Origin of the sequence: Rhizobium glycinendophyticum, assembly GCF_006443685.1 — a bacterium.
GTDB lineage: Bacteria > Pseudomonadota > Alphaproteobacteria > Rhizobiales > Rhizobiaceae > Allorhizobium > Allorhizobium glycinendophyticum.
This window is the reverse complement of record NZ_VFYP01000001.1, coordinates 2,199,143-2,220,796: the sequence shown is the minus strand read 5'-3', so window position 1 is coordinate 2,220,796 and position 21,654 is coordinate 2,199,143. Positions and strand designations below refer to the sequence as shown.

Annotated in this window: 24 protein-coding genes; 10 read left to right on the top strand and 14 right to left on the bottom strand. The window is 60.5% G+C overall.

Annotation, left to right across the window (positions count from 1 at the left end):
- Nucleotides 1-192: 192 nt before the first annotated feature.
- The 5 genes from rpsD to FJQ55_RS10885 all read left to right on the top strand — a co-directional run bounded on the left by rpsD (nt 193) and on the right by FJQ55_RS10885 (nt 4,742).
- The gene (gene rpsD / locus FJQ55_RS10905) at nt 193-810 is read left to right on the top strand and encodes a 30S ribosomal protein S4 (protein WP_140827863.1); all 618 of its coding nucleotides are present in this window, start codon (nt 193-195) and stop codon (nt 808-810) included.
- Between the two features lie 108 nt (nt 811-918).
- Entirely contained in the window at nt 919-1,845 is a 927-nt protein-coding gene (locus FJQ55_RS10900; RefSeq protein ID WP_140827861.1) for a glutaminase, read from the top strand.
- Between the two features lie 44 nt (nt 1,846-1,889).
- Nucleotides 1,890-2,777, top strand: coding sequence for a tRNA 2-thiocytidine(32) synthetase TtcA (gene ttcA, locus FJQ55_RS10895; RefSeq protein ID WP_140827859.1), 888 nt, complete (start codon nt 1,890-1,892; stop codon nt 2,775-2,777).
- Between the two features lie 181 nt (nt 2,778-2,958).
- Nucleotides 2,959-4,164, top strand: a complete 1,206-nt coding sequence (locus FJQ55_RS10890) for a lipase (RefSeq protein ID WP_140827857.1) — start codon at nt 2,959-2,961, stop codon at nt 4,162-4,164.
- On the top strand, nt 4,161-4,742 hold the full coding sequence (locus tag FJQ55_RS10885; RefSeq protein ID WP_140827855.1) for a protein-S-isoprenylcysteine O-methyltransferase: 582 nt from the start codon (nt 4,161-4,163) through the stop codon (nt 4,740-4,742). The genes FJQ55_RS10890 and FJQ55_RS10885 overlap by 4 nt, the downstream gene beginning before the upstream one ends.
- Before the next feature lie 15 nt (nt 4,743-4,757).
- Here FJQ55_RS10885 and FJQ55_RS10880 read toward each other — a convergent pair whose 3' ends face one another.
- Complete coding sequence (locus tag FJQ55_RS10880; protein WP_140827853.1) at nt 4,758-5,375, bottom strand: thioesterase domain-containing protein; 618 nt, start codon at nt 5,373-5,375, stop codon at nt 4,758-4,760.
- A 176-nt stretch (nt 5,376-5,551) separates the two neighbouring features.
- Between FJQ55_RS10880 and FJQ55_RS10875 the strand changes: the two genes are divergently transcribed.
- The gene (locus tag FJQ55_RS10875) at nt 5,552-6,376 is read left to right on the top strand and encodes an inositol monophosphatase family protein (RefSeq protein WP_140827852.1); all 825 of its coding nucleotides are present in this window, start codon (nt 5,552-5,554) and stop codon (nt 6,374-6,376) included.
- A 61-nt stretch (nt 6,377-6,437) separates the two neighbouring features.
- Here the strand turns inward: FJQ55_RS10875 and FJQ55_RS10870 are convergent, their stop codons facing one another.
- From FJQ55_RS10870 to FJQ55_RS10860, 3 genes are all read right to left on the bottom strand, one after another.
- Nucleotides 6,438-7,643, bottom strand: a complete 1,206-nt coding sequence (locus FJQ55_RS10870) for a multidrug effflux MFS transporter (RefSeq protein WP_140829229.1) — start codon at nt 7,641-7,643, stop codon at nt 6,438-6,440.
- Between the two features lie 127 nt (nt 7,644-7,770).
- Nucleotides 7,771-8,103, bottom strand: coding sequence for a Grx4 family monothiol glutaredoxin (grxD, locus tag FJQ55_RS10865; protein ID WP_054149756.1), 333 nt, complete (start codon nt 8,101-8,103; stop codon nt 7,771-7,773).
- Between the two features lie 98 nt (nt 8,104-8,201).
- Nucleotides 8,202-8,435: a hypothetical protein gene (locus FJQ55_RS10860; protein ID WP_140827851.1), complete on the bottom strand. Its 234-nt coding sequence runs from the start codon at nt 8,433-8,435 to the stop codon at nt 8,202-8,204.
- Nucleotides 8,436-8,556: 121 nt separating this feature from the next.
- Here FJQ55_RS10860 and FJQ55_RS10855 point away from each other — a divergent pair, with 121 nt between their 5' ends.
- Nucleotides 8,557-9,699: a hypothetical protein gene (locus FJQ55_RS10855; protein WP_140827850.1), complete on the top strand. Its 1,143-nt coding sequence runs from the start codon at nt 8,557-8,559 to the stop codon at nt 9,697-9,699.
- 66 nt (nt 9,700-9,765) lie between these two features.
- Here the strand turns inward: FJQ55_RS10855 and FJQ55_RS10850 are convergent, their stop codons facing one another.
- From FJQ55_RS10850 to FJQ55_RS10840, 3 genes are all read right to left on the bottom strand, one after another.
- Nucleotides 9,766-9,999, bottom strand: coding sequence for a BolA/IbaG family iron-sulfur metabolism protein (locus FJQ55_RS10850; protein WP_062278593.1), 234 nt, complete (start codon nt 9,997-9,999; stop codon nt 9,766-9,768).
- Between the two features lie 109 nt (nt 10,000-10,108).
- Nucleotides 10,109-12,331, bottom strand: a complete 2,223-nt coding sequence (gene purL / locus FJQ55_RS10845; protein WP_140827848.1) for a phosphoribosylformylglycinamidine synthase subunit PurL — start codon at nt 12,329-12,331, stop codon at nt 10,109-10,111.
- Between the two features lie 145 nt (nt 12,332-12,476).
- Complete coding sequence (locus FJQ55_RS10840; protein ID WP_140827846.1) at nt 12,477-13,895, bottom strand: aminotransferase-like domain-containing protein; 1,419 nt, start codon at nt 13,893-13,895, stop codon at nt 12,477-12,479.
- On the opposite strand from FJQ55_RS10840, the gene FJQ55_RS23875 reads away from it, so the two are divergent.
- A complete protein-coding gene (locus FJQ55_RS23875) occupies nt 13,877-14,230 on the top strand; it encodes a DUF1127 domain-containing protein (RefSeq protein ID WP_140827844.1) in 354 nt (117 codons plus the stop codon). The genes FJQ55_RS10840 and FJQ55_RS23875 overlap by 19 nt on opposite strands.
- On the opposite strand, the gene FJQ55_RS10830 is transcribed toward FJQ55_RS23875, so the two are convergent.
- The 5 genes from FJQ55_RS10830 to purC are packed head-to-tail and all read right to left on the bottom strand — an operon-like array spanning nt 14,231 to nt 16,650.
- Entirely contained in the window at nt 14,231-14,620 is a 390-nt protein-coding gene (locus FJQ55_RS10830; RefSeq protein WP_140827842.1) for a hypothetical protein, read from the bottom strand.
- A 59-nt stretch (nt 14,621-14,679) separates the two neighbouring features.
- Nucleotides 14,680-15,351, bottom strand: coding sequence for a phosphoribosylformylglycinamidine synthase subunit PurQ (purQ, locus tag FJQ55_RS10825; RefSeq protein WP_140827840.1), 672 nt, complete (start codon nt 15,349-15,351; stop codon nt 14,680-14,682).
- Nucleotides 15,348-15,605 carry a hypothetical protein gene (locus FJQ55_RS10820; protein WP_140827838.1) on the bottom strand — a complete coding sequence of 86 codons (258 nt, stop codon included), beginning with the start codon at nt 15,603-15,605 and terminating at the stop codon, nt 15,348-15,350. Before FJQ55_RS10820 ends, purQ begins: the two co-directional genes overlap by 4 nt.
- Before the next feature lie 19 nt (nt 15,606-15,624).
- A complete protein-coding gene (purS, locus tag FJQ55_RS10815; RefSeq protein WP_062278582.1) occupies nt 15,625-15,867 on the bottom strand; it encodes a phosphoribosylformylglycinamidine synthase subunit PurS in 243 nt (80 codons plus the stop codon).
- 18 nt (nt 15,868-15,885) lie between these two features.
- On the bottom strand, nt 15,886-16,650 hold the full coding sequence (purC, locus tag FJQ55_RS10810) for a phosphoribosylaminoimidazolesuccinocarboxamide synthase (protein ID WP_062278580.1): 765 nt from the start codon (nt 16,648-16,650) through the stop codon (nt 15,886-15,888).
- A gap of 243 nt (nt 16,651-16,893) precedes the next feature.
- Between purC and FJQ55_RS10805 the strand changes: the two genes are divergently transcribed.
- Nucleotides 16,894-17,208: a DUF1476 domain-containing protein gene (locus FJQ55_RS10805; RefSeq protein WP_140827836.1), complete on the top strand. Its 315-nt coding sequence runs from the start codon at nt 16,894-16,896 to the stop codon at nt 17,206-17,208.
- Between the two features lie 34 nt (nt 17,209-17,242).
- On the opposite strand, the gene FJQ55_RS10800 is transcribed toward FJQ55_RS10805, so the two are convergent.
- Nucleotides 17,243-19,768: a putative bifunctional diguanylate cyclase/phosphodiesterase gene (locus tag FJQ55_RS10800; protein WP_246085075.1), complete on the bottom strand. Its 2,526-nt coding sequence runs from the start codon at nt 19,766-19,768 to the stop codon at nt 17,243-17,245.
- Nucleotides 19,769-19,903: 135 nt separating this feature from the next.
- Nucleotides 19,904-20,452, bottom strand: a complete 549-nt coding sequence (locus FJQ55_RS10795; RefSeq protein ID WP_140827834.1) for an RBBP9/YdeN family alpha/beta hydrolase — start codon at nt 20,450-20,452, stop codon at nt 19,904-19,906.
- A 326-nt stretch (nt 20,453-20,778) separates the two neighbouring features.
- On the opposite strand from FJQ55_RS10795, the gene FJQ55_RS10790 reads away from it, so the two are divergent.
- Nucleotides 20,779-21,585, top strand: a complete 807-nt coding sequence (locus FJQ55_RS10790; protein ID WP_140827832.1) for a DUF2189 domain-containing protein — start codon at nt 20,779-20,781, stop codon at nt 21,583-21,585.
- Nucleotides 21,586-21,654 lie beyond the last annotated feature (69 nt).

The window sequence follows — 21,654 nt, the reverse complement described above, 5'->3', positions numbered from 1 at the left end:
GCCAAGCCAACTAATGAGCCCCTCAACGCCGGGCCGAAACGCCCGGTGTTTGTTTTAACATGTCCCGTGGTTTTCTCCGTCAGCTTACGTGAGATACCTGTCAGAGCTTCGAAAAAGGAGGCTCAGAGGAGGGCGTGTTTCCTTAAGGCGGTTTGGCAACAAGCCGCTGTAACCTGTTGAGAAGGAAATACGATGAGCAAGCGCGCATCATCCAAGTATAAAATTGATCGCCGTATGGGCGAGAACATCTGGGGCCGTCCGAAATCCCCGGTGAACCGCCGCGAATACGGTCCTGGCCAGCACGGCCAGCGCCGCAAGGGCAAGCTTTCGGACTTCGGCGTGCAGCTGCGCGCCAAGCAGAAGCTCAAGGGCTATTACGGCGATATCCGCGAGAAGCAGTTCCGCGCCATCTATGACGAAGCCAACCGCCGCAAGGGCGATACCGGGGAAAACCTGATCGGCCTGCTCGAATCGCGCCTGGACGCCATCGTCTACCGCGCCAAGTTCGTACCGACCGTCTGGGCTGCCCGCCAGTTCGTCAACCACGGCCATGTCACCGTCAACGGCGTTCGCGTCAACATCGGTTCGTATCGCTGCAAGGCTGGCGACGTGATCGAAGTTCGCCAGAAGTCGAAGCAGCTCGTGACCGTTCTTGAGTCGGTTTCGCTCGCAGAACGCGACGTTCCTGACTACATCGACGCCGACCACAACAAGATGGTTGCTACCTTCGTACGCGTCCCGACCCTGTCGGACGTTCCGTACGCAGTTATCATGGAACCGAATCTGGTCGTCGAATTCTACTCGCGTTAATTCCAAGCGAGACGGATTTGTGGAAAGCCGCCCTTCGGGGCGGCTTTTTCTGTTTGCAGTGCAGCGCGGCATGGGGAAGATGGCGCGTTATCGGGTAAGGGGCGAGAGATGGATCTGCAGCAGGTCATCGACGAGATCGTGGAAGTGCTTCAGCCGCGCCTGGGCGAAGGCAAGGTGGCCGACTATATCCCGGAACTCGCCCGGGTGGATCCGAAGCAGTTCGGCATCGCCATCACCACTGTGGAAGGCCAGACCTACAAGGCAGGCGACGCGGATGCTGCGTTTTCCATCCAGAGCATCTCCAAGGTCTTCATGCTGACGCTTGCGCTCGGCAAGGCCGGGGAGGCGATCTGGAAACGTGTCGGCCGGGAGCCTTCGGGTTCCTCCTTCAACTCCATCGTCCAGCTCGAGCACGAACACGGCATCCCGCGCAATCCGTTCATAAATGCCGGCGCCATCGTGGTCACTGACATGGTGCTTGCCGGCCACAAACCGCGCGAGGCGATCGGCGAATATCTGCGTTTCATGCGCTATCTGGCCGATGATGAAACGCTGTCGATCGACGAGAAGGTGGCGCAATCCGAGCAACGCACCGGTTACCGCAATTTTGCGCTTGCCAATTTCATGCGCGGCTTCGGCAATCTTGAACATCCGGTCGAACACACGCTGGGTGTCTATTTCCACCAATGCGCGCTGGCGCTCTCCTGCGTACAGCTCTCCCATGCCGGCCTTTTCCTTGCCAATCGCGGCACCAATCCGCTCACGGGCTTTTCTGTCGTTTCTCCGAAGCGGGCGCGGCGCATCAATGCGCTGATGCTGATGTGCGGCCATTACGACGGGTCCGGCGATTTTGCCTATCAGGTCGGCCTGCCAGGCAAGTCCGGTGTCGGCGGCGGTATCCTTGCCGTGGCTCCGGGCAAGGCGTCGATTGCTGTCTGGTCGCCGGGGCTCAATAAGGTCGGCAATTCGGCGCTCGGCTCGGCGGCGCTCGAAATGCTCGCGACCCGCACGGGCTGGTCAGTGTTCGGGGCTTGATCTTCGCGACGGCAAAGGGCATTGCAAGGCGAACGGAGCCGTAGATGAACCTCGTCAAAACGATCGACAGCAAGAGTGCCGCAGCATTGGACGCCGAGGACGACCTCGACCTGGCAACCGTACACCCGGTCTTTGCGTCTGCGCCGCAGTCCGTGTCCTTCAACAAGCTGCGCAAGCGGCTGATCCGCCAGGTGCGCCAGGCGCTTGCCGATTTCGACATGCTGAAGGGCCAGAAGCGCTGGCTGGTTGGGCTTTCCGGCGGCAAGGATAGCTACGGCCTGCTCGCCATCCTGCTCGATCTCCAATGGCGCGGCCTGCTGCCCGTCGAAATCGTTGCCTGCAATCTCGATCAGGGGCAGCCGAACTTCCCCAAACATGTGCTGCCGGATTATCTGGCGTCGATCGGGGTCAAACATCGGATCGAGTATCGCGACACCTATTCGATCGTGAAGGAAAAGGTGCCCAGCGGCGGGACCTACTGCTCGCTCTGTTCGCGGCTGCGGCGCGGCAATCTCTACCGCATCGCCCGTGAGGAAGGCTGCGATGCGCTGGTGCTTGGTCATCACCGGGAAGACATCCTCGAAACCTTCTTCATGAACTTCTTCCATGGTGGACGACTGTCAGCCATGCCGGCCAAGCTTTTGAACGACGAGAAGGATCTCTTCGTGCTGCGTCCGCTCGCCTATGCAGCCGAAGACGACATGGCGAAGTTCGCCGAAGCCATGGCCTTCCCGATCATTCCCTGCGATCTCTGCGGCTCGCAGGACGGGCTGCAGCGCAATGCGATGAAGGAGATGCTCGCGGGCATCGAGGCGAAGATGCCGGGCCGCAAGGATACGATGTTGCGGGCGCTCGCGCATGTCGATCCGTCGCACCTGCTTGATCCGACGCTTTTCGATTTCGTCGGACTGGTGGCGCGCCCGCAGGCGTGAAGTCGGTTCACCTTTTGACCACTGGCTTCTGCGTGCCCTGCACAAATTTCTGCGCTCCTGCACAATTTCCCCGACTTCATGCGCATTGCGGACTGTCCTTAAGCGCTGTTGCACTTTAGAAAGTGCCGAGGGGCCGGTTTGGCTGTGCCGACCGGGTGGAAGAACAAGTGTGGGAGTATGGATGACTGAGGGTTCTCAGGCGTCGGTCGCGCGGCGTGCCGTCTTTCTCGTCGGCGGTTATGAGCGCAACGATTCGGCAGGTTTCTTTCGCCGGATCGGCCGCGAGATGGCCAGGTTCAGCGCGTGCTGGGGGATCGTCGCGCGGATGGAGGAACCGCAGCAGGCGCCTGACGGGATCGCTGCCACGGCACGAGTGACCTATCAGGGGAGCGATGGCCAGTGCACCACCGACCTGACGTTTCTCAGCTTCGATGACCTGGTAAAGCGCGATGGCGCGCGCCCATTTGCACAGCGCCTGTGGGTCTATCTGATCTCATTCCTCGATTATGTTGCCAGCGGCACCATGTTCCGCTTCTTTCAGACCAACTGGCGCTTTGCCCTCTATTTCCTCTATCCGGCCCTGTCGCTCGCGGCTTTTGCTGGCATCGGCTATCTTGTCTTCCGGTTGGTCTCCTTCTCAGGATTTGCGGGGAGCGGCATCCTGGGTGCTTTTCTCGGTCTGATCGTCGCCTATGCCGTTGGCCGCAGCATCGGGCGGCGCTACTTTGTCTTCCACCTGATGGACCTCTGGTCCTTCAGTCGCGAGCACCTGCGCTGCCGGCGGCCGGATATGGATCAGAGGCTCGAAGCCTGGTCGCGGCTGATCGAGACACGACTGAAGGACAACCCCTATGATGAGGTGTTGCTGGTCGGCCATTCGACGGGTGGGGCCCTGATCCTCGATGTCGCCCATCTGCTGGCCGAGCGCCTGACAGGCGAGGGCTATCCGGTTGATTTCACCCTGCTCACGGTCGGCTCGACCTCGCTCAAGGTGGGTCTCCATCCGGCCGCTAAGCGCGCGCGTAGCCGGCTCGAAGCTCTCGCCTCCCATCCAGGCCTGCGCTGGACCGAATTTCAGGCGCTGACCGACATCATCAATTTCTACAAATGCGATCCCTATCGCCTGGCCGGGCTGACCCACCAGCGCGCGGATGCTTTCCCGCGCATGTTTCAGGTGCGGTTCCGCGACATGCTGGAGAAGGAGAGCTACCAACGGATCAAACGCAACTTTTTCCGCGTCCACTATCAATTCATCTCGGCGAACAGCCGGCGCTACTTTTATGATTTCTTCCTGATCTGCTGTGGAACGCGGCGGCTCAAAGAGGTGCGGCCAGGAAACCTGCCAGAGACGGCGGTCGAGGCGCAACGGACAAAGGTCGAGGCATGATCCGCATTTCCTTCATCATCTGGGCTCTCATGCTGCTCGTCTGGTGCGCCATGCGCTATCCGGCCATGCGCCGCGCTCGGCGCCAGAAGACACGCGTCGATAATCGCACCACCCTCGACATCTCGCTCCTCACGCTCTGCGTGATCGGGCTGGTGGTCATGCCGATCGCCTGGCGGCTGGGAATTTTCTCAGGCTTTGCCAATCGCGGCCAGTCTGCCCTCATTCTCGCGGTTGGCCTGCTGACGGGTATCGTTTTCCTTTGGCTGTTTCGCCGCAGCCACAAGGATCTCGGGCGCAACTGGTCGGTCACCTTGGAAGTGCGCGAGGGGCATCAACTGGTAACGGGGGGCGTCTATGCCCATATGCGCCACCCGATGTATGCCTCCTTCATCCTGTGGGGGATCGCCCAGGCGCTGCTGATCCCGAACTGGATCGCCGGGTTATCCGGTCTTGCGGCTGTTCTCGCACTTTATACCGTGCGCCAGTCACGTGAGGAGGCGATGATGCGCCAGACCTTCGGCACGGAATATGACGCATATTGCGCCCGCACAAAACGGCTGATCCCTGGCGTTTTCTGAAGCTGCCAATCGAAGTCAGCGGGCGCGAAGGGCTTTCATGATCTCGTTGATGGCGCGGTCGTGCAGGCCCGGGTTCTTGTCGATATTGAAATGACCGATGCCTTTGATGGCGGTGTCGCCCTGCCGCAGGTTGATATTGGCAAGGTCGCCCTTGAAGCCCGGCATCGGGGTCACGGGCGACCAGAGGTTCTCGCCGCCGGTATAGAAATTCAGTGCCTTCTTCACGTTCTTCGGCACCGGTCCCTTGCCGGTTGGGTCGAAGCTGATGATCAGCGCCACCGGTATCTTCATCGGCTCCAATGCGCGGGCGAGCGCGAAGGTCATGTCTGCGCCGAGAGAATGTCCGACCAGCACGATCGGACGGGCCTCCTTCGAAGCCCGATATTTGTCGGCGATGCGGCGGGCGAAGAAATCGGCATTGGGTAGCGACAGGACTTCCGCCTTGACACCGTCGGCCGCAAGCTGCTTGCCCAGCGTATCCAGGCCGGTTGAAAAAACATTGGCAAAGCCGCGGATCAGATAAACCTGGCCGGTCCTCAGCTTGGGCTTGGCTTTCGGTGCTGCTTCTGCCGGCAGGAAGGACGTCATGAAAAGTGCCGACGCGGCCGCCAGCAGTGAACGTCTGGACATCATGGGAAGGTGTGCTCCGACTAACCCCGTGTTTTCGAAATCATGCACTTTTCCCAAGCGCAGGCAACTGCGACGGCGGCCTTTCCCGCTGTACTTTACCGCAGCCTTGCGGCTAGAAGAGCCGGGCTGGGATAGTGCAGGAAAACGGCGGGCATGAGCTGCCGGATTGGAGAGATTTCATGACTGCTACGATCGATATTGCCGCATTGGCCAATCTGCTTCAGGAGGCGGCCGTCGAGGAGATCCTGCCGCGCTTTCGCAATCTCGGCGAAGGTGATGTTCGCATGAAGACGGAGGCGATTGATCTCGTGACCGAGGCTGACGAGGCAGCAGAGCGGCTGATCCGCAAGGGCGTGGCGGCGCTTCTCCCGGATGCGCTCTTCGTCGGAGAGGAGTCCGTGGCCGCCGATCCGACCCTGCTCGGCAAGATTGCCGATGCCGATCTCGCCGTAATCGTCGATCCGATCGACGGCACCTTCAATTTTGCCTCGGGTCTCACGCTGTTCGGCGTGATGCTTGCCGTGGTCTCCAAAGGCGAGACCGTGGCGGGGGTAATCTATGACCCGATCGGCAATGACTGGGCGCTCGTCGAGAAGGGTGGTGGGGCCTGGCTCTGCCGTCCGGACGGATCGCAGGAGCAGATGTCCGTGCGCCCGAGCGGCCCGCTCGAACAAATGATCGGCATTGCCAATACCGGCTTCTTCGACATCGACACCCGCCGCCGGATTCTTTCGAACCTCGCTGATGTCCGCCTCTTTACCAGCTATCGCTGTGCCGCCCATGAATACCGCCTGCTCGGGCAGGGGCACCTCGATTTTGCCATGTACAACAAGCTGATGCCTTGGGATCACCTGGCCGGTGCACTGATGATGCAGGAGGCCGGCGCCCATGTCGCACGCTTTGACGGTTCAGCCTATCTGCCGCACCATACCGAGGGTGGTTTGTTGATCGCCGGCGATCCGGATGCCTGGCAGGAACTGCGCGAGCGCATCTTCACCGTCTGAGAACGACAAAGGCCCGGCAGAGACCGGGCCTTTCGCTTCTCTTGATGTCTTGGCGGGCCTGTCAGACGGGCTTGTTGTGCGCGTGGAACAGGCGGCCTTTTTCGCCGATCAGGACGAAGATCAGGCCGATGAAACCGACGACGAAGAAGCCGGTGACCATCGGCAGTGCCGTACCATCGAAGGCCTGTCCGATCGCTGCACCGATCAAGGAGCCGCCGATCGTGCCCATGAAGCCGAGGACGGAAGAGGCCGTGCCGGCGACATGGCCGAGCGGTTCCATGGCGAGCGAATTGAAGTTCGAGCCGATCCAGCCGAATTGGAACATCGCAAGCGCAAAGAAGCTCAGGAACAGGGCAAACGGCATGGGCTGCGGGCCAAGCAGTTGCACCGCCAGCCACAGGGCATTGATGCCGATGAAGCCGAGCAGAGATCCGTGCGAGAGCTTGCGCATGCCGAAGCGGCCGACCAGCTTGGCGTTGACGAAGGAGGCAAGCGCCATGAAGAGCGCCACCGCCGCGAACGCAACCGGGAACCAGACACCAAGACCATAGATGCCGACATAGATCTGCTGAGCCGAGTTGATGAAGCCGAACAGCGCGCCGAAGATGAAGGTACTGGCGATCGTGTAACAGAGGGCGACACGATTGGTGAGGACGATACGGAAGCCATCGAGGATCACCTTCGGTGTAAAGGGACGCATGTCCTCCGGGGCCAGCGTTTCCGGCAGGCGCATAAACATCCAGGTTCCGACGATGAGCGCGATGGCTGCCATGAAGACGAAGATCCAATGCCAGTCGCCGAACAGCATGATCACCTGACCGGTGCCGGGAGCAACGACGGGGATGACCATGAACACCATCATGATCAGCGACATCACTTCCGCCATCTGCCGGCCACCGAAGACGTCACGGACAATCGAGACGGTGATGACGCGGGTCGCGGCCGAGCCGATACCCTGGATGAAGCGGAGGAGCAGAAGCATGCCGAAAGAGGGAACGAAGACCACGGCAAGCGAGGAGACGACGTAAATGCCGAGCCCGAAGATCATCGGCATGCGGCGACCGAAGCGGTCGGCGATCGGGCCATAGAAGAGCTGTGCAAAGCCGAAACCGATCAGGTAGGCGGAGACGACATATTGGCGGTGGTTTTCGTTTTCGACGTTAAGCGCTGCCCCGATTTGCTGGAGACCGGGGAGCATGATGTCGATGGCGAGCGCATTCAGCGCCATCAGGAAGGCCATCATCGCGATGAATTCGGCGCGGCCCATCTTGCCCAGCGCCTTTTGCGCGGACTGTAATGCTTCTGACACAGTAAATTACCCTCAAACGGCCAAAAGGCGTTGCCCGGGGCAACGCCTAGTCAGCCTTGGAATGGAAAAACCTCTTGGTGAATGGTCAGGCAGCGCCGCGGACGGCGATGCCCTGGTCTTCAAAATGCTTCTGAAGCTCGCCCGCCTGAAACATTTCGCGGACGATGTCGCAACCACCGACGAATTCGCCCTTGATGTAGAGCTGCGGGATGGTCGGCCAGTTGGAATACTGCTTGATGCCCTCACGGATTTCCATGTCGGCCAGCACGTTGACGCCCTTGTAGTCCACGCCGAGATAATCGAGGATCTGGACGACCTGACCCGAAAAACCGCATTGCGGGAACTGCGGGCTGCCCTTCATGAACAGGACCACATCATTGGTCTTCACTTCGTTGTCGATGAATTCGTGGGCGCTCATGGCTTATCCTTTCACATGCCGGTCAAGGCGGCAGGTTCGCATGCGCTACAGATAGCAAGTGGAAACTGATTTTGCCAGTGGCGTAAGCCGCCTCAGTGTCAGGATGTGCGTTGACGGCTACGCTTGGCGGCAGTGCGGCGTCGGCTCTGCTGCTTCCGCGGCGCAGTCGCCACGCGTTTGGCCTTGGCCTTCTTCTTTACGAAACGGCCCGTCGTGGCCGAACGGCCCGGTTGTCTGCGTCGGCTCGCACGCTTGCTCGACGGTTTCTTGAGGATCTCCTTGAGCACGCCTTCGACGACGTTCTTCACGATGTCAGAAACCAAATCAGCCATCAGCCCATGCCCTCCCAGCCAGGTTCGCAGGAAATTTATCCGTTTCATCTTTTAATCAACGTCATTCTCGTCTAGCAAGCGCAGCCTGCGGCCCAACGCCGTGAAACGAGTGAACGCCCCGATGATCAACAGCCGCGTCGTCCTGCATTTTCCGGGTTTCGAGCCCCTGGATGCCGAGGCACATCGACAGCGATATCAGCGATCAGCGGCCCAGGCGGCTCAAGTCTGGAACTGTCGCTTCGACGTTGGTCCCCTGATGGATTCCCCGGCGGATGCAAACTTCACCGTTCGTGCAGAGGCTCTTGGCTGGACGGCGCAGAGCGAGATCCATATTTTCGATCACAACGACCTGATCACGAGTCTGCGCCGCGATAGCATCTGGCGGCAGATCGCCGCCGGTTATGCCGCTGGTTTTTCCGTCATAAAACAAGGAGCGGCCGCGGCCTATTTTCGTCATGCTTGGCGGTTCGCGCTGTTCTTCCTCTTCCCCTATCTGTTTCTTGCGCTTGGAGCCGTGATTGGGCTCGAGATCGCAGTCTTGCCAGGGACCCTCGATCTCCACCCGTTTTGGCTCCTCCTGTCTTTGCCGGTCGGCTACGCCTTCTTCCGGTATGGCTGGATGCGGTTTTCTGATCGCTATCATGTCCTGCATCTGCTCGCGGACTGGCGACTGGCGGTCGCAATCGCCGAAAATCGGCCTGAGGTCGCAGCCTGGATTGAACGGCAGACCGAACGCGCCGAACGGGCTCTGGCCACATCCGCTGACGAGATACTTGTGACGTCTCACAGTATGGGGGCGAGCCTCGCGCTCTCCGTGGTCGGGCGTCTGATCGAGCGGAACCACACGCTTCTTGCGGGACGTCGGATCACCTTTGTCACTCTTGGCGGTGCTGCTCTCCAGTGCAGCCTGCTGTCACGGGCGAAGGTGTTGCGCAGTCGGATCGGGCTCGTGGCGCGCCATGCTCAGATCGATTGGTTCGACGTCCAGTGTCTGACCGACCCCATCCATCTCTACAAGTGCCACACGGTCGCGCTCTCCGGTCATCCCGATGCGCCGCAGCCGAAACTTGCTTTTATTCGCTTCAAACATGCCATGTCGGCGCAACGCTACGCAAAGAACCGCCGCGATTTCCTGCGCATGCACCGGCAATATGTCCTCGGGCCAGACCAGAAGAGTGGCTATGACTTCACGCTGATGACCGCCGGTCCGCTGCCGGCACTCACCTTCGCCAATCTGAAGGCCACCCAGCCACCGGCTTTCTGATGGACGGCATCAAATGAAAAGCCTGCCGTGAGCACGGCAGGCTCGCATCTTCAGCATGATTGTCGGCTATTCCGGAATGCTGGTCTGTAAAGCCAGGGCGTGCAGAACGCCGCCCATATTCCCCTTCAGGGCGTCATAGACCATCTGATGCTGCTGCACCCGGCTCTTGCCGCGAAAGGCCTCGGCGACAACCTCGGCAGCGTAGTGATCGCCATCACCGGCCAGATCCCGGATGACAACCTTCGCGCCCGGAATGCCAGCCTTGATCATGTCTTCGATGTCGCCCGGTTTCATTGGCATAAAACGCACCCCTCATGCAAATCAGCAATACGAGAACTATCGTGCATTCGCCGAAGCGTTTCAATGGGGTAGGTCGAGCCTACCCCATGCTCCACAGGCATCGACGGCGTTACGCCAATTCGCCTTCCATCAAGGCCGGGAACCAGCCTTCATGCGCCTTCTGCAGCTCTTCCACGGCAACCGGCTTGGCGTCGCCGAGCACCACATTGGTGCCGCCGGTGCGGCCGATCCAAGGGCAGAAGACGCCTGCAGCTTCGGCACGAACCTGGACCTGGTTGACATTGGCTTCGGTGACGGTCACGACATAGCGGCCCTGGTCTTCGCCATAGAAGACGGCGATCGGGTTCGCATCGTTCAAGGCGTTGAGATGCGCGCCGATACCGGAGGCCATGGCCATTTCGGCGACGGCGAGGCCGAGGCCGCCGGACGAGCAGTCGTGTACGGCGGTGGCGAGACCGTCCTCGATCAGGCCACGGACGAAATCGCCGACTTTCTTCTCATGCGCCAGATCGACATGCGGGGCAGGGCCGTCGGTCCGGCCATGGATGTCACGCAGGTAGACCGACTGACCGAGATGCGTGCCCCAGCCGGAGGGAGCGCCGGCGAGCAGGATCGCTTCGCCCTGAGCGGCGAAGCGGATGCGGGCCATCTTCGTCCAGTCCTTCATCAGGCCCACGCCGGCAATCGTCGGGGTCGGCAGGATGGCCTGGCCATTGGTCTCGTTATAGAGGGACACGTTGCCCGAGACGATCGGGAAATCGAGGGCCTTGCAGGCTTCGCCGATGCCTTTGATCGCAAAGACGAACTGGCCCATGATCTCGGGGCGCTCGGGATTGCCGAAGTTCAGGTTGTCGGTCGCGGCAAGCGGCAGGGCACCGGTTGCCGTGATGTTGCGCCAGCATTCCGCAACTGCCTGCTTGCCACCTTCGAAGGGATCGGCCTCGACGTAACGCGGGGTGACGTCGGAAGAGAAGGCGAGCGCCTTGGAGGCATGGCCTTCAACGCGGATGACGCCGGCATCGCCGCCCGGAAGCTGCAGCGAATTGCCCTGGATGAGCGTGTCATACTGTTCGTAGACCCAGCGGCGCGAGGAATTGTTGGCTGAGCCGACGAGCTTCAGCAGAGCGTCTGCGACGTCGCCGGCCGGGATGTCGTTTTCGGCGAGCGGGGCAGGGACCTTCGGCTCAATCCAGGGACGGTCGTATTCCGGAGCCTCGTCGCCGAGTTCCTTGATCGGCAGGTTTGCGACTTCCTCGCCCTGGTGAATGACGCGGAAGCGCAGGTCGTCAGTGGTGTAGCCGACGATGGCGAAGTCGAGGCCCCACTTGACGAAGATCGCCTTGGCAACCTCTTCCTTGGAGGGCTCGAGCACCATGAGCATGCGCTCCTGGCTTTCCGAGAGCATCATTTCATAGGCCGTCATGCGCTCTTCGCGCACCGGCACCTTGTCGAGATGCAGCTCGATGCCGAGGTCGCCCTTGGCGCCCATTTCGACCGCCGAGCAGGTGAGGCCGGCAGCCCCCATGTCCTGGATGGCGATGACGGCGCCGGTCTTCATCAGCTCGAGGCAGGCTTCGAGCAGGCATTTTTCGGTGAAGGGGTCGCCGACCTGCACGGTCGGGCGCTTCTCTTCGATCGACTCATCGAATTCTGCAGACGCCATAGTCGCGCCGCCGACGCCGTCGCGACCGGTCTTGGCGCCGAGATACACGACGGGAAGGCCGACGCCCTTGGCTTCCGAGAGAAAGATGCCATCCGCCTTGGCAAGGCCGGCTGCGAAGGCGTTGACCAGGATATTGCCGTTGTAGCGGGCGTCGAATTCGACTTCACCGCCGACTGTTGGAACACCGAAGGAATTGCCGTAGCCGCCGACACCGGCAACGACGCCAGCGACGAGATGCTTGGTCTTCGGATGGTCAGGCGCGCCAAAGCGCAGCGCGTTCATGGCCGCGACCGGACGGGCGCCCATAGTGAAGACGTCGCGCAGAATGCCGCCGACGCCGGTTGCCGCACCCTGATAGGGTTCGATGTAGGAGGGGTGGTTGTGGCTTTCCATCTTGAAGACGACGACGTCGCCGTCGTCGATGTCCACGACGCCGGCATTTTCCCCGGGACCCTGGATGACGCGCGGACCCTTGGTCGGCAGGGTCTTCAGCCACTTCTTCGAGGACTTGTAGGAGCAGTGCTCGTTCCACATCGCCGAGAAGATGCCGAGTTCGGTGAAGGTCGGCTCGCGTCCGATCAGATTCAGGATGCGATCGTATTCGTCGGGCTTCAGGCCGTGGCTTGCGATCAATTCTGCGGTGATGGGACGGGAGTTGGAAACGGTCATCTGGCTCTCAGGGCAAGGGGAGATCTGGGGGAGATCGGTTTCGAGGCAGGCTATAACGCAAGCCTGCGCGCGACGCACTTGAAAAATGCGGCCCATCAGGCCTTTCCCGCCGCTTTCACAGAGGGCGCCATCGCATGTGGGAGGGTCAGACGAAGGCGCTTGTGCCAAGCGGGGACTGGTCGAGGATACGCCGGACCGTTTTCAGGCCTTCAATGGCGATTGATCGATCCCGGCCTTCGCTGAAGCCGACGCGGACGTGGTGAAAGACCCGGGAGGAACGCGCCGGCTTGAACTCATCCTCATCGTCGATCAGCACATTGGCATCGAGAACGGCCTGTTTGAAGGTGCCAGACATCCAGGGCTCAGGAAGTTTCAGCCAGAAGAAGGGCAGGCGGGGATGGGACCGAAATTCCTTGCCGCCAAAAAGCTCGCGAACCACCGCTTCGCGCGAGGCGATTTCGGCCAAGACCTTGCCCCGGATTTCACCGGCGGCGCCTGACAGCACCAGCCTCGCAGAGAGTTCGGCCAACAGAAAGGGCAGGCCGCCGCTCACCATCTTCTGCGTGACCCGCACACGCTGGCTCATATGGGGCGGGCAGGCGACCCAGCCGCCGCGAACACCGGCTGCCACCGATTTTGACAGGCCGTTGAGCAGAAAGGTGCGGTCCGGCGCAAGTTCCGCCAGAAGCGGAATGCCATCGGCAATCATGCCCCCATAAAGATAGTCCTCGATCAGCCAGACATTGTATTTGCGCGCGATGGCGACGATGTCCTTGCGGCGCGAGAGCGGCAGGCAGGCCAGCGTCGGGTTCTGGCCGGACGACATGATGAAGGCGGCTTTCGGATGCTCGCGGGCGCAGACGCGTTCGAAGTCTTCCGGAAGGATGCCGTCTGCATCCGAATCGACGAGCGCGATCTGGCGGCCCATCAGCATGGCGCTGCGTGACACCTGGGAATAGGTCAGATGTTCGCAGACGACGCGATCGCCCGTGCCGGTGACGGCTGCGATTACGGCATTGATGCCGGCATGAACACCCATCTGCGGCAGGATCTGCGATACCTCTGGCGACCAGGTGCCGCTAGACAGCCACTGTCTGCCGGCCTCCTGCCAGTCGGGAGAGAGCGTGCGGGTGTAGCTGGAAATCTCAGAGGGATGGGCGGCTGCGATCTCCGTCATGACCCGCCCGACAATCTCGGCCTGTCCCACGTCGATTGCAGCTGTCGTGTCGAAGCGCAGCTTACCGGGCGGCGGCGTGATCGCGCGTGTCCCGCCGTAGTTGATTGTCACCGGATCGCGCGGAGACGTTGACGGATCGCTGGTGTCCGCCTGCACATAGGTGCCTCGCCCAACTTCGCCACTGACCAGCCCGCGCTCCCGTAAAAGAGCGTATGCTCGGGATATTGTCCCTATTGTCACCCCAATGTCATAAGCAAGGTCCCGCTGCGGCGGGAGTTTTGACCCCTGTAGCAATGCACCGGATTTGATTGCCCTTTCGGCATCATCGGCGATGCGGACATAGAGTGGGCCGTGCCCGTTGCTGAGTGATGGAAGCCAGTTTGTCATGGGGACAATTCTGTATATTGTCACTGAGTAGGAGTCAATTCATACGTCGTTCTCAAGAGGATTATGACTATTGCAGAGATGTGATGATGACAATAGATACAATTACCACGCCTGCCGTGCAATCCGCTTCGAGGCTGGCCACGTTTGTGGGTGTGTGGCACGCGTTGGTCCGGCATGTCCAGGCAAGGTCCAGCCGCTCTCGGTCGCGGCAGTCGCTCGCCGCTCTCACCGAAGATCAGCTGAGAGATATTGGCTTGAGCGAGCATGAAGCGCGGCGCGAAGCGGGCAAGAGCCTGATGGTGCGTCTGGACAGGGCGCGTTTGCCGCCACTCTGATCAGCAGTCCTTGGAGCCTTTTGCCCAGCGGACGACGTCAGCGCGGATGCGCGGCGCGAGCGCCTCGCCCATCATAGGTCCGAAGGCATCGAGACGCGCTGGTTTGCCCTCGGCCTGAACGACCAGCAGCGGGCGGATGTCGCTTGAGCCCTTACGAACGATCAGGATGCGGGGCCGGCCGGAGAAGGAGGTAAGTTCCGGGGCGAGCGAATAGGCCTTGAAGGCCGGGTCGCCGGACTTGAACCAGCAGCGATTGGCGCCGACAGCGACCAGTTCCATGACGTCCAGGGCTGATTGGCTGGATGCAGGACGTGGCGGTGGCGTGTCTGATTTGCAGGCCGAAAGCGCTGCGACGGCAATCATGAAGAGGGAAAAGCTGAGGCGGCGCATGGCTATCTTTCGGCTGTGTGCCGCCTCTCTAACATTCGCAGGGTTAAGCGAAGCTTACCTCAGGCTGCGATGACGTCCAGTGCCGAGGCGAAGATGCCACGACCGTCATTGCCACCATGGGCGGCTTCGATGAGATTTTCCGGATGAGGCATCATGCCGAGCACATTGCCCTTTGCATTCACGACGCCGGCTATGTCGTTCATCGAGCCGTTCGGGTTGGTGCCTTCGGCATAGCGGAAGACGACCTGGCCATTGCCTTCGATCGCCTTCAGGGTCTCCGCATCGGCGAAGTAGTTGCCATCGTGATGGGCAACGGGGCAGCGGATGATCTGGCCCTTGGCATAGGCGCGGGTGAAGTCGGTTTCGGGGTTCACCACTTCCAGCTTGATTTCCTTGCAGACGAATTTCAGCGACTGGTTGCGCATCAGCGCGCCCGGCAGCATGCCTGCTTCAACGAGGATCTGGAAGCCGTTGCAGACGCCGATCACCTTGACGCCCTGTTCGGCCTTTTCCTTGATCGCCTGCATGACCGGCATGCGGGCTGCAATCGCGCCGCAGCGAAGATAGTCGCCATAGGAGAAGCCGCCGGGGATGACGATCAGGTCGACATCAGGGATCTCGGTTTCGGTCTGCCAGATGGTGACAGGCGCGTGGCCGGAGATCTTGGTCAGCGCCGCGATCATGTCACGGTCACGATTGAGGCCTGGGAGCTGGACGACGGCTGATTTCATGGCTGGGGCTCAAACCTTAGCTGGGCTTCCTGGAACTCCCGCAGCTCCAGGCGATTGTCGATGCGGTCTAGCCGGCTTTCAAAGTGTCCGACTGTGGCGCGCAGGTTGTTGATGTCTCCCTGCAGCGCATGAATTTGCGCGCGCATTGTCTGATTATCTGCGCGCAATTCGCCGATGGCAAAGTCGACCTTGTCGAGCTTCTGATTAAGCCTCTTGAGAAGCTCGAACATCAATTCGCTGGTCACCTCAGCCATCGCGTCTCTCCTTCAACCCTCAGGCGATGGAGATAGTATAATTCTCGATTACCGTGTTGGCGAGGAGCTTTTCGCACATGGCTTTCAGGTCGGCTTCGGCCTTGGCCTTGTCGGAGCCTTCGACTTCGAGGTCGAAGACCTTGCCCTGGCGCACCTGGCCGACGCCGTCGAAGCCGAGCGCGCCGAGGGCGCCTTCGATGGCCTTGCCCTGGGGGTCGAGGACGCCGTTCTTCAGGGTGACGGTGACGCGTGCCTTGATCACTTCTACTCTCTCCAAAACTTACTTGACCAGAACCGGGCCCGTGCCGCGCAGGGGCTCGTTTTCATTGATGATGCCGAGGCGCTTGGCGACTTCCTGATAGGCTTCAAGGAGCCCGCCCATGTCGTGGCGGAAGCGGTCTTTGTCGAGCTTCTCGCGGGTCTCGATATCCCAGAGGCGGCAATTGTCCGGCGAGATCTCGTCGGCCAGGATGATGCGCATCATGTCGCCTTCGTAGAGGCGGCCGCATTCAATCTTGAAGTCGACCAGCTGGATGCCGATGCCGAGGAAGAGACCGGAGAGGAAGTCGTTGACGCGGATGGCAAGCGCCATGATGTCATCGAGTTCAGCGGGATTTGCCCAACCGAAGGCGGTGATGTGCTCTTCGGAGACCATGGGGTCAGCCAGCGCATCTGACTTGTAGTAGAACTCGATGATCGAGCGCGGCAGGACCACGCCTTCTTCGATGCCGAGGCGTGTTGAGAGCGATCCGGCGGCGACGTTGCGCACGACGATTTCGAGCGGAATGATCTCGACTTCCTTGATCAGCTGCTCGCGCATGTTCATGCGGCGGATGAAATGTGTGGGAATGCCGATCTTGTTCAGATGCGTGAAGACATATTCGGAGATGCGGTTGTTCAAGACGCCTTTTCCGTCGATGACTTCATGCTTCTTCTTGTTGAATGCCGTTGCATCGTCCTTGAAGAACTGGATCAGCGTGCCGGGCTCGGGACCCTCATAGAGGATCTTTGCCTTGCCCTCGTAAACGCGGCGGCGACGGTTCATGGATGGTTTTCTCTGTTGTTGGCATCCCGGCGCTCAAGGCGCAGATGCAGTGGATCGATCTTTAAGGCGGTCCCTTAACGGAAAACCTCGGTTTTCACAATGCGCAGATCACCCCTTCCTGCCAAAACGTCGCGTCAGCGGAGACTCACCCGGAATCGCGGAACTTTGCATTGCACTTTGTACTCCCTTTTGATTAATGGGGAAACGTCACCGCACAACGACGGCACAATACGGGAGAACAAGATGAGCGGCATGAGTGATCGCGAAAAGGCGTTCGAAAACAAGTTCGCACATGATCAGGAGCTTCGCTTCAAGGCGGAAGCGCGTCGCAACAAGCTGATCGGGCTCTGGGCCGCCGGCCTGCTCGCCAAGGCGGATGCGGATGCCTATGCAAAGGAAGTGGTCGCTTCGGATTTCGAAGAAGCCGGTGATGAGGACGTCATCCGTAAGTTGAAGGCCGATCTTTCGGCCGGCGGCGTCTCGATCACCGACGAAGAACTGCGGGCTAAGATGGTCGAGTTTCTCGGCCAGGCGATCGAACAGATTCAGAATTCCTGAGTCTGCGTTTTCAAGTCAATTTCATCCGTCCAGGCTAACCGGTCTGGGCGGATTTTCTTTGCGCCTGCAATCGTCGGGTCGTCTCGGAAAAATCCGTCGGTCGGGCGAGCCCATAGCCTTGCAAAACGTCGCAGCCGAGACGCTTGAGGATGCGCGCATGCTCCTCCGTCTCCACGCCCTCTGCCACGACCTTGATCTTCAGTGACCGGGCGATCTGAATGATCGACATCACCAACACCCGCTGCTCCTGGCTTTCCGGCAAGTGCTCGATCAGTTGGCGGTCAATCTTCAGCGTCCCCGGTTTCAGGTTCAAGAGCCCGACGATTGAGGCATGGCCGGTACCAAAATCATCTATCTCAATGCCGATGGCCAATCGGCGTAGCGTCGCAAGGTTTGCGCGCACCACTTCGTCCTGGCGATCTAGGAAGACGCTTTCCAGCAGCTCGAAGGACACCGTGCCCGGCTTGATGTCGAGTTTCGACAGGCCCAGCGCCAGATCCGGATCGTTCAGCCGACGTGCCGAGACGTTGACGGAGATCTTCGGCAGGTGCAGGCCGAGTGCATTCCAGCGCGCCACGTCTTGAAGCGATTTTTCAAGGATGATCCGGTCGATCTGGGCGAGGGCGCCGCAATCCTCTGCGACGGCGAGAAAACGGTCCGGTCCCAGTATGCCGTGGACGGGATGGCGCCAGCGCGCCAGACATTCGGCGCCTGCAATTTCCCGGGTACGGGCGTCGAACTGCAACTGGTAAAATGGAATGATCTCGTCGCGCTCCAGGCCGCGGAGCAATTCATCGGACAAGCGATGGGCGTCGACCAGGGTGCTGCGGCTCGATGGCTTGTAGAATTCGAAGCGATTTCGCCCAAGGTTCTTGGCATTGTAAAGCGCGATATCAGCATTCTGCAGCAGTTGGCGCGGGTCGGCCAGACGGTCGCTGGAATAGGCGATGCCGATGCTGGCGCCGAATCGGCATTCGTGGCCGTTGAAGGAGATCGGCTGACGCATGGCCTCGATGATGCGGCTGGCGATATCGGCGAGTGGATCGCAGGACCCGTCGAATTCGACCAAGAGCACGAATTCATCGCCGCCGATGCGTGCTGCAAAATCGCCCGGTCGGATATTGTCTCGGAGCGTCTGTGCGGCATGTTTGAGCATGGCATCGCCGGCGCTGTGGCCGAGCGTGTCGTTGATCTGCTTGAAGCGATCGAGATCAATGTGGAGAACGGCGATGCCGTTGCGGTCGAGTTCGGGGGCGGCACGCCAGGCGTCGATCTCGCTTTCTAGGAACCTGCGATTGGGCAGGCCGGTGAGGTAATCATGCAGGGCCGATTGTTCGGCTGCCAGACGCGTCCGTTCCAGTTCGACATTGCGAGCTTCGGCGAGCGCCTTCTGCTGCTCGAGTTCCTCGCGAAGGCGTCTGTCTTCGGTCACGTCCCAGTTCACGCCGATCATCTTCAGCCGGCCGTCATGATCGACGTAGGGCAGGCTGTTTGCACGGATGTAGCGAACGCTGCCGTCCTTGGCGATGATGCGGTAATCGTCGGTGAACGTTTCCCGAGCCTCGATGCGACCGGACACATGCGCGAGGACGCGCTCGCGGTCATCGGGATGAAGCTTGCTTTCCCAAAATTCGCCAATTCGAATGTCGTCCTGCGAGTCCGCTTCGAAGATGCGGCGCATAGCATCGTCCCAGACGCTTGTGCCGGAATCGAAATCGGTCTCGAAAACGCCGATTCGGGAGATGTCCAGCGCCAGCCGCAGGCGCCGCGAGAGGCCTTCCTGCCACTCCTCCTGCGCCTTGCGGGCTGTTACGTCGGTGTCTGTCCCGGTGATGCGGAGCGCGCGGCCCTCACTGTCGGTTTCAATGCAGGCGCCGCGGCATTCGATCCAGATGTAGTGGCCGTCGCGATGGCGTTCTCGGTACTGGAAGGTGAGATAATCGGGATCACCTGCATTTTGTCTTTCGATGCAGTGTACGACGTGATCCCGATCGTGAGGGTGGACGGATTCAAGCCACGCTTCCGTGGTCGGCGGTATAGGGTCTTCAGGTTCCATGCCGCGGATACGGCGCCAGGTGTCCGAATAGTAGTAGTCGCCGGTGCTGCGCTGATCCCAAACTCCGGAAGCGGAGGAGACGAGTGCGTGGTTCCACCGGCTCTCGCGGATGGCGAGGTCTTCCAGCTCATCCTTCAGCTGCGTGATGTCGGCGAACTGCAGGAGGATGGTGCGCGACCCGGAATCGGCTGATCGCAGCGAGAGAGAGGCGATGACGTGGTGGGTTCGCTTTCCTGTGAGCCGGAGTTCGGTGCGGACCGGCTCGCCCGAGGCCATGAGTCTGGCAATGGCCAGACGCAGGGCGGTCGCGCCGTCGAGATCCAGAAAGACGAAAAGATCGTCCGCGCTGATGCCCGTCTCGGCGAGCCACCTCTCCATAGGCGGGTTGGGGTGCTGGAGATTGCCTTCGGGGGTAAGCCAGGCAGAGGGCCAAGCAAGGACAGAGAGCGTCAGGCTGATCCCGTCGATTGGGTGGTCTTTTGTTACTGTAGCGCCGTTACGCAAGATCGTGCTCTGGACCTGGAAGCTGTCCGAAACATTAGGTTGCTTAACTTAAGAAGCGCTTAACCGGTCTGGCCGAAGCAGGTGGAGCGCCTTAACGCGATAGCAATGTTCCGACTGTGCCGGAGTCTTGCCGCCCTACAGGCGGCTCAGGAACTGGGCGAACACCATCGTTCCTTCGGGCCAGGGTCCATGCCCGGAATCCGCATTGAGATGGCCGGACTCTCCCGCGTCGATCAACATCGAGCCCCAGGCGTTGGCTATATCTTCGGCATGGGCATATTCGCCGAAGGGATCGTTGCGGCTGGCAATGGTGATCGATGGAAAGGGGAGGGGATCACGTGGATAGGGGCCGAAGGTCATCAGGTGCTTCGGACGGATTTCAGGGTTCGCGACGTCGGGCGGGGCGACGAGGAAGGCGCCGGCCACTTTCTGCTTCAGTTCCGGAATCGCATGGATCACTGTCGGCACGCCCAGTGAATGGGCAACGAGTACGACCGGCCGCGTTGAGGCGTTAACTTCCTCAACGACACGGGCGACCCAGTCTTCGCGAACTGGCTTAGACCATTCCGCCTGTTCCACGCGACGCGCGGTCGACAGCTTCTGCTCCCACCGGCTCTGCCAATGGTCGGGTCCGGAATTGGTGTAACCGGGAACGATGAGGATATCGACGTCTGAGACTTTCATGGCGCCTATCTGCGTTTGGTGACGCCTCACGTCAAGGTTTTCACGGCCGTTGCCGCTCAAAAAATGCGGCCCAGCAACAAGCCTGCCGGCGATTCCCCCTTCACGATCCGGTGCGTATTGCTGCTATGGCGCGACACCATGGCGCAGGCGTGGTATGATATTCCAGATGTTCCCGCCAAGGCGCGGAACATCACATGGGACCGCCGGCCCGGGACTGCGTCTGACGCCTCTCGCACCTCCGGTCTTTGCGGCATCGGGAGGATGCCGTTTTTCGTGCTTTTCACTTTGCAGACTGCAATTCCTGGGAATTCGAGGAGGAAGTGAGAATGTCGTCTTTTCATGTTTTGACTAACCCGGCCGGACTTCTGGAGCGGCCCGACATCCGCCGGATTTCGGTGGCTGACGTGTTCGATGCGCTTGCCAAAGGCTATGACGATTTTCGCGAGAAGCCGTCGCATTATGCATTCGTGGCCCTGATCTATCCGCTCGCGGGCGCTATCATGATCGCCTGGAGCGCCGGTGCCGAGTTGTTGCCGATGGTCTACCCCTTGCTGACGGGCTTTGCCCTGCTCGGCCCGCTTTTGGCGCTGGGCCTCATGGAGATCAGCCGTCGGCGCGAACGTGGCGAAGATGCAAGCTGGGCCCAGGTGCCGTCGATCCTGAAGTCGCCTTCGCTGCCGTCTCTTTTGATGATGAGCATCGGCCTGCTTCTGATTTTCATGGTCTGGCTGTTCCTCGCGCGTGGTCTCTACGACACGATGATCAGCGATAATCTCGCGCCCGGCGTGTTCAATTTCATGTCCGGTGTCTTCAACCATCCCAATGCCACAGCATTCCTGATCTGGAGCAACGGTCTGGGCTTCGTGCTGGCACTGGTGGCTCTGGTTGTGAGCATCGTGGCTTTCCCGTTGTTGCTGGACCGCGATGTCGGCGCTGTCACCGCCGTTTCCACCTCTATCCGGGCGAGCCTTGCCAACCCGGTGCCGGTTGCTGTCTGGGGGCTCTTGGTTGCAGGACTGCTTGCCATTGGCATGGCGACGCTGATGGTGGGGCTGGTGATCATCGTGCCGGTGCTGGGACACGCCACCTGGCACCTCTATCGCAAGCTGGTAGTGGCGCGACCGCGCGTCTGACCCTTCAAGACATAAACTTCGAAACAAAAAGGGCCCGACGTTTCCGTCGGGCCTCGATTGTCACGATCA

What these genes read in the sequence shown, in the direction of transcription:
- purL (WP_140827848.1), bottom strand. Translation starts at nt 12,331, where the DNA reads ATGACCGTTTCCAACTCCCGTCCCATCACCGCAGAATTGATCGCAAGC.
- FJQ55_RS10850 (WP_062278593.1), bottom strand. Translation starts at nt 9,999, where the DNA reads ATGCCAATGAAACCGGGCGACATCGAAGACATGATCAAGGCTGGCATT.
- FJQ55_RS10805 (WP_140827836.1), top strand. Translation starts at nt 16,894, where the DNA reads ATGAGCGGCATGAGTGATCGCGAAAAGGCGTTCGAAAACAAGTTCGCA.
- FJQ55_RS10900 (WP_140827861.1), top strand. Translation starts at nt 919, where the DNA reads ATGGATCTGCAGCAGGTCATCGACGAGATCGTGGAAGTGCTTCAGCCG.
- FJQ55_RS10795 (WP_140827834.1), bottom strand. Translation starts at nt 20,452, where the DNA reads ATGAAAGTCTCAGACGTCGATATCCTCATCGTTCCCGGTTACACCAAT.
- purQ (WP_140827840.1), bottom strand. Translation starts at nt 15,351, where the DNA reads ATGAAATCAGCCGTCGTCCAGCTCCCAGGCCTCAATCGTGACCGTGAC.
- rpsD (WP_140827863.1), top strand. Translation starts at nt 193, where the DNA reads ATGAGCAAGCGCGCATCATCCAAGTATAAAATTGATCGCCGTATGGGC.
- FJQ55_RS10790 (WP_140827832.1), top strand. Translation starts at nt 20,779, where the DNA reads ATGTCGTCTTTTCATGTTTTGACTAACCCGGCCGGACTTCTGGAGCGG.
- ttcA (WP_140827859.1), top strand. Translation starts at nt 1,890, where the DNA reads ATGAACCTCGTCAAAACGATCGACAGCAAGAGTGCCGCAGCATTGGAC.
- FJQ55_RS10875 (WP_140827852.1), top strand. Translation starts at nt 5,552, where the DNA reads ATGACTGCTACGATCGATATTGCCGCATTGGCCAATCTGCTTCAGGAG.
- FJQ55_RS10890 (WP_140827857.1), top strand. Translation starts at nt 2,959, where the DNA reads ATGACTGAGGGTTCTCAGGCGTCGGTCGCGCGGCGTGCCGTCTTTCTC.
- FJQ55_RS23875 (WP_140827844.1), top strand. Translation starts at nt 13,877, where the DNA reads ATGGAAGCCAGTTTGTCATGGGGACAATTCTGTATATTGTCACTGAGT.
- FJQ55_RS10840 (WP_140827846.1), bottom strand. Translation starts at nt 13,895, where the DNA reads ATGACAAACTGGCTTCCATCACTCAGCAACGGGCACGGCCCACTCTAT.
- purC (WP_062278580.1), bottom strand. Translation starts at nt 16,650, where the DNA reads ATGAACCGTCGCCGCCGCGTTTACGAGGGCAAGGCAAAGATCCTCTAT.
- FJQ55_RS10870 (WP_140829229.1), bottom strand. Translation starts at nt 7,643, where the DNA reads ATGGGCCGCGCCGAATTCATCGCGATGATGGCCTTCCTGATGGCGCTG.
- FJQ55_RS10880 (WP_140827853.1), bottom strand. Translation starts at nt 5,375, where the DNA reads ATGATGTCCAGACGTTCACTGCTGGCGGCCGCGTCGGCACTTTTCATG.
- FJQ55_RS10820 (WP_140827838.1), bottom strand. Translation starts at nt 15,605, where the DNA reads ATGGCTGAGGTGACCAGCGAATTGATGTTCGAGCTTCTCAAGAGGCTT.
- FJQ55_RS10885 (WP_140827855.1), top strand. Translation starts at nt 4,161, where the DNA reads ATGATCCGCATTTCCTTCATCATCTGGGCTCTCATGCTGCTCGTCTGG.
- FJQ55_RS10830 (WP_140827842.1), bottom strand. Translation starts at nt 14,620, where the DNA reads ATGCGCCGCCTCAGCTTTTCCCTCTTCATGATTGCCGTCGCAGCGCTT.
- FJQ55_RS10855 (WP_140827850.1), top strand. Translation starts at nt 8,557, where the DNA reads ATGATCAACAGCCGCGTCGTCCTGCATTTTCCGGGTTTCGAGCCCCTG.
- grxD (WP_054149756.1), bottom strand. Translation starts at nt 8,103, where the DNA reads ATGAGCGCCCACGAATTCATCGACAACGAAGTGAAGACCAATGATGTG.
- FJQ55_RS10860 (WP_140827851.1), bottom strand. Translation starts at nt 8,435, where the DNA reads ATGGCTGATTTGGTTTCTGACATCGTGAAGAACGTCGTCGAAGGCGTG.